This window comes from Micromonospora sp. MP36 (assembly GCF_008119785.1).
Taxonomy (GTDB): domain Bacteria; phylum Actinomycetota; class Actinomycetes; order Mycobacteriales; family Micromonosporaceae; genus Micromonospora.
The window spans coordinates 1-8,862 of the sequence record NZ_VSFA01000176.1; the positions used below are offsets into that span (position 1 = coordinate 1).

Below are 8,862 nucleotides of genomic sequence, written 5' to 3' on the forward strand. Positions count from 1 at the left end.
CGCGGGATTCCACCGCTCCGCCAACAGGCTGGAGACCATGCCCGCCACCAGGTCGGCACACCAGCCGATCCGTTGCGCCAGCACCGCCTGCGACAGAACCTCACCGCTCTCCTCGTCCACCCCCGACCGGAGCAAAACGCGGGCGCAAGCGGTGCGGGAGGCCTCGCCCTCAGCCAGCGGCAGCTTTCCGGTCACCGACTCATCGCCCCGCCATCGATCCAGGAGAACCCGCGATCACGACCGGCCCACGTCACCGGAATCTCCCCCGAACCAGCCCAAAAGCGAAACGCCGCGGTCCACACGGTTAATTTATGATCACCGTCGATTCCTGATCAAGTTGGTCAGCCTGCTGGGCGCGCAGTTCAGGAAGGAGGGCGAGGAGATCGGGGCGGCCGAGCAGGTACGCGCGGTACTTCTCGACGACCTCGTTCCCGCCGCCGTCCGGGCCGGGGCGGTACGGGCTGGCGAGCGGGGACTGCGCGAGGCGCCAGCCGCCGCGGTACATGGCCCGCCCGACGTAGACCCCATCGGCGTAGGTCGGGTCGTCCCGGTGGCCCTTCAGGTTGACGATCGTGGTTGCCCGCATCGTTCGGCTCCTCAGCTTCCCGCTCGCATCGTCAGTATCGGCGAGGGCACGCCCCGAAGCATCAGTCCGGCGACCATCGTTCGGCAGCACCAGGCCCTCCACGCGAGCTGATCCCTGCCGTATGGTGCGCTGATGCGTCGTCGCGTACCACTGGCCCTGCTCCTCGGACCGCTGCTCGTCACCGGATGTACCACCGATCCGGCCGCCCCGGCCGCCGGCTCGTCCGCCCCCACGGCCGCGCCGAGCCCGACCGCGCCCGCCGTCGACTACACCGTCTGGCAGGCCGGGCGCTCCGCACCGGTAGCCGATCCGATCTATCCCGCCCGGGGCACCGACGCGCTGGACGTCCTGCATTATGACCTGGCGCTGGACTGGGCGCCGACGACCAGGACCCTCACGGGCACCGCCACCCTGCGGATCCGGCCCACCAAGGACGCCCCCGACCTCGTCCTCGACTTCATGCCCTACGAGGTCGACGGGGTGACGCTGGACGGTACGACGGTCACCGGCACCGTGGCCAAAGAGAAGCTGACCGTGATCGGCCCGGTCGTCGCTGACAAGCCGGTGACGCTGGTGGTGAAGTACCACGGCCGGCCGAAGGCGACGCCGATGCCGTCGCACCGCAAGGACGTGGAGGATCTCGGCCTCACCGTCACCAAGGAGGGCGGCCTCTGGACGATGCAGGAGCCGTTCGGGGCCTTCACCTGGTATCCGGCGAACGACCAGCCGTCCGACGAGGCCCTCTACGACATCCGGGTGACCGTCCCGGCGGGCTGGTCCGCGATCGCCAGCGGTACCCCGGCCGGGCAGTCCGGGAACACCTTCACCTACCGCAGCGCCGATCCCGTCGCGACCTACCTGACCACCCTCGCCGTCGGGAAATACCAGAAGCTGACCGCCAAGGGGCCCCGTGGCATTCCGCTGACCTACTGGTACCGCAAGGGCGTTGACGACAAGCTGCTGCCGTACCTCAAGAAGTCGCCCCAGTATCTGGCCTGGCTGGAGAAGAAGTACGGCCCCTACCCGTTCCCCTCCGGTGGCGTCGTGGTGGTGGACTCGGAGTCCGGCATGGAGACCCAGCAGATGATCACGATGGGCCGGAAGATCGAGAACACCAAGGCCCGCCGGGACCGCTGGGGGAGCGACCTGCTGCACGAGTACGCCCACCAGTGGTTCGGAAATTCCGTCACCCCGACCACCTGGACCGACCTGTGGCTGAACGAGGGCTGGGCGCAGTACGCCCAAGACCTGTACACCAAGGAGACCCGGCACCTCACCGACGCCAGCCTGGACCGGTACCTGCGCGACGCCGACACCGCCATGCGCAAGAAGCTCGGCCCGCCCGGCAAGCCCAACCCGAAGAACTTCGCCGAGGGCAACGTCTACCTGTGCCCGGAGGCCATGCTCCACGAGATTCACCGACAACTGGGAGACAAGGCGTTCTTCGCACTGGCCCGCGCCTGGGTGCAGGAACAGCGCAACACCCAGCAGGACCGGGCGTCGTTCATCGCCTTCGTCAACAAGCAGACCGGGCGGGACTTCACCAAGCTCATCAACACCTGGCTGGACTCGAAGACCACGCCGAAGCGGATCACCGTGACCTGAGCCGGGGCGGCCGCGTTCCCGCCCGTCGACCTGCGGCGTCCTGTCGGCACCGCCCGGTAGCCTGCGGGGGAGATCCGCAAGCGCGAGGAGCAGGGGAGGGTTTGTGTTTGACGATTCCCGTTCGCGGCCCGCGTTTCGGCAGATTCCGGCGGACATGTTCGCCTTCACCACCACCGACCGGGCTGACTTACACACTGCGGTCATGCAGGTCTTCGGTGATGCCCACGAGCGGCTGGTCGCCGCGTTGACCTTCGACGAGATCCTCGCCGCGCTGCCCGGCGTCGGATGGTATGAGCCGGTCGCCGACAGCTCGCTGGACTACACGCTCGGAGCGTTGCACAAGTACGGGCTGGTCGAGCGCACACAGAACCACTCTGCCCACTACGCGTCGGCCGCGGAGTACGAGCGGCGTAACCTGCACTACTCACTCAGCCGAAAGGGTGAGGCTGCCTACGAGGGAGTGCTGCACGCGGTGCAGCACCTGTCCTCGACCGGCGCCCTGCAAACCGCGGTCCTGGACGCGATCCTCGACCGGCTCGGTGAGCTGCACGACCTCCTCTCCGCGGACGGCAGCCCTGACCGGCGCATCTATGCCGCGTTGACGGAGTTGGAGGGGCACCTCGCCGGCCTGCGGGCCAGCACGAAACAGTTCAACGGCCAGTTGCAGCGGCTGCTGCGTGCCGAAGGCACCGACCCGGCCACCTTCGCTGAGGTCAAGCAGGCCACCATCGCCTACCTGTCGGAGTTCGTCACCAACCTCGACTCACGGCGGCACGCGATCGGCGACGCCGTGTGTCGCATCCAACAGCGCGGCGTCACCGTCCTGCACCACCGCGCGCTGCGCGGCGCTGACCTGCCGGCACTGCCAGGCGACGATCCCGCACCCCGCTGGTTGGAGCTGCGCGCCGCCCGATGGGAAGGCCTGTGCGCGTGGTTCCAACCCGCCGACGGCACCAGCCCTCGAATTGATCAGCTCGCCGACGTGGCACGACGCGCGATCGTCGCGCTGATGCGGGCCCTCGAGCGGCTGACCGACAGCCGGCGGCGGGGCACCAGCACCGCCGCTGATTTTCGTGCTCTCGCTCGCTGGTTCGCCGCCAGCGACTCCGACGACGCCGCCCACGAGTTGTGGTCTGCCGCGTTTGGGCTGTGGCCCGCCCGGCACACCCACCTCACCCATGACGACCCGACCGCAGTTTCGGCCACCACCTCATGGTGGGACGCCCCGGCGGTGCCGGTATCGCCGCTGCTGCGCACCACCGCCCAGGTGGACAAGGTCGCCCGCACGGCCCGGGTCCGGGACACCGCCGAGGTGCGTCGGTTGCGCCGCGATCGGGTGATGGCGGAACGGGTGGAGCTGGAGCGGGCGTGGGCGCAGTTGGCCACGCCAGGGCCGGTGCGGCTGTCGGCGTTCGCGCAACTCGATCCGGGTAGCTTCGCCCGGTTGCTGGAGCTGCTGTCACGGGCGCTGTCCGCCCCGCCCCGCGACGGTGTACGGCGGGCGGCGACGGCCGACGGCCGCCTCGTCGTGGCGCTCGCCGACGCTGACACCGCCCGGCGAGCGGTGCTGCACACCCCGCACGGGGTGCTGTCCGCGCCGGACCTGTTGGTCTCGATCAGTGAAGCCCGCTCGCCCGGAGGCCTCGTCGCCGGCCTGACGGGTGTGGAGGCGACCGCATGACCCGCCGCAGCCGCCCGGTTTGGGAGGCGGTCGGGAGGTTCGCGGCGTGAGCGACCTGCGCAGCGAACTCGACCGGGAGCGGGCGACGGAGCAGGCCCAGGCGATCCGGGCGCTGCTGGCCCGTCCCCTGCTCACCCGCGACACCGACGCCGGCTTCGCCCTGGTGGTGCGGCACCGCGCGAACCTGGTCAGCTGGTTCGACACCCACACCGGCTGGCGGCTGATCGTCGAACCCCGCGCCGGCTACGCACGGCTGATGAAGACCTCACCCCGCCCGCCGGTCGACCGGCCCGCGCGCCGCCCCCGCGGGGCCCGCACCCCGTTCGACCGGCGCCGCTACACCCTGCTGTGTCTGGTGGCCGCCGAACTGCTCGGCGGGCCGGTGACCACGATCGGCATTATCGCGGAGCGGCTCGCTCACGCGTGCGCCGCTGAGCCGGGCATCGTCGGTTTCGACAGCTCCCGGCACGACGATCGCCGCGCCTACGTTGATGCGCTTCTCCTGTTGGAGGAGTTGGGTGTGCTCACCGCCGTGGACGGCAGCACCGACGCCTACCTGCAGCAGACCGACGCCAAGGTGCTCTACCGGGTCGACAGCGGCCGGCTGGTCCGGCTGCTCGCCGCGCGGCAGGCGCCGTCGCGGCTGCCCGACGGCGACATCGACGCCCTGCTCCAGGAGCCGCGCTACGCCGGCGCCGACGATCCCGCCGCTGAGGTATCCGATGAGCAGCGCAACCGGTGGCTGCGGCACTCCATCGTCCGCAGGCTCCTTGACGACCCGGTGGTCTACTTCGCTGACCTGTCCGACGCGCAGCGCGCTTACGCGCACAGCATCACCGGCCGTCGGATGCTGCGCGCCGCGGTGGCCGACGCCGGGATGGTCCTTGAGGAACGCGCCGAAGGGTTACTGGCCGTCGACCCGGACGCCTTCGCGACGGACGAGAAGTTCCCCGCCGGCGGCAGCGTGGCCGGGCAGGCCGCGCTGCTGCTCCTCGACACCGTCCTCGCCGCTCGCCCCGACCCCGTCGGCGAGGAGCAGCTGATCCGGCAGCTGGCCGACCGGTTCGCGGCCGTTCCCGGATGGGCGCGAACCTACCGCTCCGACGGTGGCCCGCAGCGGTTAACCGGCGAAGCCCTCGCCTTGCTCACCCGATTCGGGCTCATCCAGCGCGACGGCGGAGCCGTCCGCGCGCTGCCGGCCGCCGCCCGCTACGCGGTCAGCCAACCCACCGTCGTCACGCCCGCACAACGGAGCCGCCGGTGACACTCTTTGCCCTGCCCGCCGCAGGCACCGCCACTGAGGACTTGCGTGACGACCGGTGGCAGCCGATCCGCGCCGGTGTGCTCAACATCTGGCGGTACTACGACGAGGTGTTCACCTTCCACCGCGGCCGGCTGCTGCTGCGCGGGCCCAACGGCACCGGCAAGTCCAAGGCGTTGGAGCTGCTGCTGCCCTACCTGCTGGATGCGAACCTGCGCCCGGCACGGTTGTCCACGTTCGGCGGATCCGAGCGCACCATGCACTGGAACCTCATGGGCGACGGCTACCGGCACACCACCCGGGTCGGCTATGTGTGGCTGGAGTTCGGCCACGGTAGCGGCGATCAGCCGCGCTGGTTCACCTGCGGCGCGCGGCTGGCCGCGTCTACCAACACCCGCACCGTCGACGCCACCTACTTCACCACCACGCTGCGGGTGGGTGAGCCCGGCGGACTGTCCCTGGTCAAGGACGGCAACGTCCCCCTGACCCGCCAAGACCTGACCCAAGCCCTCGGGGACCAGGGCAGCGTGCACGCCGGCGCCGAGCCCTACCGGCGTGCGGTGCGGGAAACCCTGTTTCGTGGGCTCAGCGAGGGGCAGTATGAGGCGCTCATCGCGACGCTGCTGCAGCTGCGCACCCCGAAGCTTTCCGAGCACCTCAACCCGGACGCGTTGTCGGAGGTGCTGTCGAAAGCCCTGCCGCCGCTGGACGCCGCCGATCTGGCCGAGATCGCCGAAGGATTCGAGCAACTGGACCGGCGACGCGAACGCCTCGCCCGGCTCGACGAGGAGGTAACCGCCGCCCGGCGGCTGGCCGAACGCCAGCAGCGATACGCGCGACGGGCGCTGCGCCGCGGCGCGGCGGAACTCGTCGCCGCGACCACTCAGCTGGACAACGTCACCCGCGACGCCCGCCAGCGACGCCAGGACCACGCCGTCGCCGCCGGCGAACTCGAGCAGGTCAGCGCAGCCATCACCGACAACGAACGCGAGCAGGCTGTCACCGACGAACGCATCGGCGGGCTCCGCGACAGCGACGCCTACCGCGAGGGCCGTCAGCTCGACGACCTGCGGCGGGAGGCGACCACCGCCCAGCGCGCCGCCACGGACGCCCGTACGGCGGCGAACAGCCGACGCGGGGAGGCGGCACGCGCCGCCGACCAGGCCGCACGCCTCGCCGATGAGGTCGCCACCGCCGCTGCGCAGACCGGCCGGTCCTGGCGGGATACGACCGCCGCGGCGCTCGCCGCCGGAATGGCCAGCTTGGTTGAACCCCTCGTGGCCGAAACCACCGAGCGGGCCCGGCACCTCCTTCGGGGCATCATCCGCGGCCGCGAGGAAGAGATCACCGCAGTCAGCGCCGCGATCACCATCCACCAGCGGGCGGTCACCGACCGCGACCAGGCCCAGGTGAGGCGAGAACGACGGACCGCCGCACGCGACGCCGCCAACACCACTCTGCGGCAGCTGACCCGCACCTACGACGACGAGGCGGCCGCCCTGCGCGAGGCCATCACCGGATGGGCGTCGGCGTGTGAGGTCCTACCCGTGACCGACCGGGCAACCGAACTCGCGGACCTGGCAGGCGACGACAGCACCCTGGCCGCCCTGCTCGGTGAACTGGCAGCGACCGTCCGCGAACAGCTCGCCGCCGCGCACGCCGAACAGCAGACCCGTGACGCCGAACTTCGGCAGCGGCGACAACCTCTCGCGGCGCGGCTGGCGACGCTGTCCAACACCGCAACCCCCGAGCCGTCCCCGCCGCGGCTGCGCACCGCCCCCCGTCAGGAGCGGCCCGGCGGCCCCCTGTGGCGGCTTGTCGACTGGCGCGACGACGTGCCACCCGCGGTGCAGGCAGCCGTGGAGGCCGCGCTTGAGGCGTCCGGCATGCTCGACGCGTGGATCTGGCCCGACGGGTCGGTGACCTCGGACCGCGGCGGCCACGACACCTACCTGGCCGCCGCCACAGCCCAGCCAGCATCCCACGGGTCCCTGCTCGCGGTGCTCACCCCCGACGAGCGGGCGCCCGTGCCAGCACCGCTGATCGCTGCCGCGCTCGCCGGAATGGCGTTCGGACCGACCGCGCCCCACCATGTAGCGGCCATCGGCGCGGACGGCACCTGGCGGCTCGGCCCGCTCTACGGCAACGCCAGCAAACCGGACGTCGAGTTCCTCGGCGCGGCAGCGTTGGAGCGAACCCGGCGCCGGCAGATCGACGAGCTGACCACCCAGCTCGCGGCCCTCGACGCCGAACGTGCCCAGATCGCCGAGACCACCCGACAGCTGATCGAGCGACGCAACAGCCTGCAGGCGGAACTCGCCGCCCGGCCGGATCACCGCCGGGTGGTGCGCGCGGCGGAACAGCTCCACCGCGCCGAGCTGAAACTCGCCGCCGCACAAGACCTCCTCGACGAGGCCAGCCGCGAAGCGGCCACCGCCGACGACGGCGTTCGGGCGGCGCTGCGCGAGCTGACCCTCGTCGGCTCCCGGCACGGGCTGCCCACCGCCGCAGCCGACCTTGACCGCCTCACCGACGCGCTGCGGACCCTGCGGCAGGCGGCGGACGGTTGGCTGACCGACCGCAGCCGTGAGGAACACACCACAGCCCGCCGCGATGACGCCCGCGACACCGCCGACCGCGCCGCCGCCATCGCCGAGGAGGAAGCAGCCCGCGCCGAGACCGCCGAGGAAAACGCCGCCGGTCTCGCGGCCCGACTCGACGCCGTGGAACGCACCGTCGGCGTCGAGTACCGGGCGGTCCTCGATGAGGTGCACCGGCTGCGTAATCACATCGAGAACCTGAAACAGGATCTGCGGCGGCTGCGCCCCCGTCACGACACCCTGATCGGGCAGCTACATGACCTCAACGCCCGCGCCGAACGCGCCGAACAAGACCGCGACGACGCGACCCACGTCCGCGACGCCGCAGTCACCCGGATGACCCGGCTCGTCGACCTTCTCGGCGCCGACGCGGCCCTCACCACCGACCTGACCGGCCTCGGCGCCGTCACCGCCACCCTGCACGCCGCGCGACAGCTCGCCGAGGAGATCGGCGCCCTCGCACACGGCCCCCGCCACCTCCGGCATGACGAAGGTGAACTCGGCAACGTCCTGCACGTCATCAGTGCTTCGCTGGCCGGATACGCCGACCTGGCCATGACTCCCGACGAGCAGTGCGATGTGCAGGTCGTCACCGCCACTGTCGACGGCCTGCCGACCACCCCCACCGCACTGGCGCTGCGGCTCGTGTCGGAGCGAGACGACATGCGGGCCCACCTCACCGAAGAGGAACGGCAGCTGTTCGATCGCACCCTCACCGGTGACACCCGCCGCCATGTCGCCCTGCGCATCCGCCAAGCCGCTGACCTTGTCCGCGAGACCAGCGCCCAGCTCGAACAGGTCCGCACCGTCTCCGGCCTGGGCGTCCGGCTGATCTGGGAAGTCAACAGCGACCTCGACCCCCGTCTGAGACAAGCCCGAGAACTCCTCCTGCAGGACCCGGCGCTACTGACCGACGCCCAACGAACCGCCTTGCACGACTTCTTCCGCGCCCGCATCGACGACATCCGCAACGCCGGCTCCACCGACGGCTGGGAACAGCAACTCAGCGAAGCCCTCGACTACCGACGTTGGCACCGATTCGTCGTGCAAATCCGCTCCGCCACCGGCGACTGGTCACCCGTCACCCGCCGCCAACATGATCCTGCTGGCTTATTGCCGGGTTCATGCA

6 protein-coding genes are annotated in these 8,862 nt (G+C 71.1%); 4 read left to right on the forward strand and 2 right to left on the reverse strand.

The window, feature by feature from the left end; genetic code table 11:
* Positions 1-195, reverse strand: a 195-nt coding sequence (locus tag FXF52_RS39240; protein ID WP_222870923.1) for a hypothetical protein, incomplete at its 3' end; no start/stop codon positions are given.
* A 109-nt stretch (positions 196-304) separates the two neighbouring features.
* The gene (locus tag FXF52_RS39245; RefSeq protein WP_148804722.1) at positions 305-586 is read right to left on the reverse strand and encodes a DUF4326 domain-containing protein; all 282 of its coding nucleotides are present in this window, start codon (positions 584-586) and stop codon (positions 305-307) included.
* A gap of 132 nt (positions 587-718) precedes the next feature.
* Between FXF52_RS39245 and FXF52_RS39250 the strand changes: the two genes are divergently transcribed.
* The 4 genes from FXF52_RS39250 to FXF52_RS39265 form a co-directional block, all read left to right on the forward strand.
* A complete protein-coding gene (locus tag FXF52_RS39250) occupies positions 719-2,191 on the forward strand; it encodes a M1 family metallopeptidase (protein ID WP_148804723.1) in 1,473 nt (490 codons plus the stop codon).
* Between the two features lie 154 nt (positions 2,192-2,345).
* Complete coding sequence (locus tag FXF52_RS39255) at positions 2,346-3,872, forward strand: TIGR02677 family protein (RefSeq protein ID WP_148804724.1); 1,527 nt, start codon at positions 2,346-2,348, stop codon at positions 3,870-3,872.
* Positions 3,873-3,918: 46 nt separating this feature from the next.
* Positions 3,919-5,136 carry a TIGR02678 family protein gene (locus FXF52_RS39260; protein ID WP_148804725.1) on the forward strand — a complete coding sequence of 406 codons (1,218 nt, stop codon included), beginning with the start codon at positions 3,919-3,921 and terminating at the stop codon, positions 5,134-5,136.
* Positions 5,133-8,862, forward strand: a 3,730-nt coding sequence (locus FXF52_RS39265; protein WP_187413989.1) for a TIGR02680 family protein, incomplete at its 3' end; no start/stop codon positions are given. The genes FXF52_RS39260 and FXF52_RS39265, both read left to right, overlap by 4 nt.

Coding starts and splice junctions, on each gene's coding strand:
- FXF52_RS39245 (WP_148804722.1), bottom strand. CDS start 586: ATGCGGGCAACCACGATCGTCAACCTGAAGGGCCACCGGGACGACCCG.
- FXF52_RS39250 (WP_148804723.1), top strand. CDS start 719: ATGCGTCGTCGCGTACCACTGGCCCTGCTCCTCGGACCGCTGCTCGTC.
- FXF52_RS39255 (WP_148804724.1), top strand. CDS start 2,346: ATGTTCGCCTTCACCACCACCGACCGGGCTGACTTACACACTGCGGTC.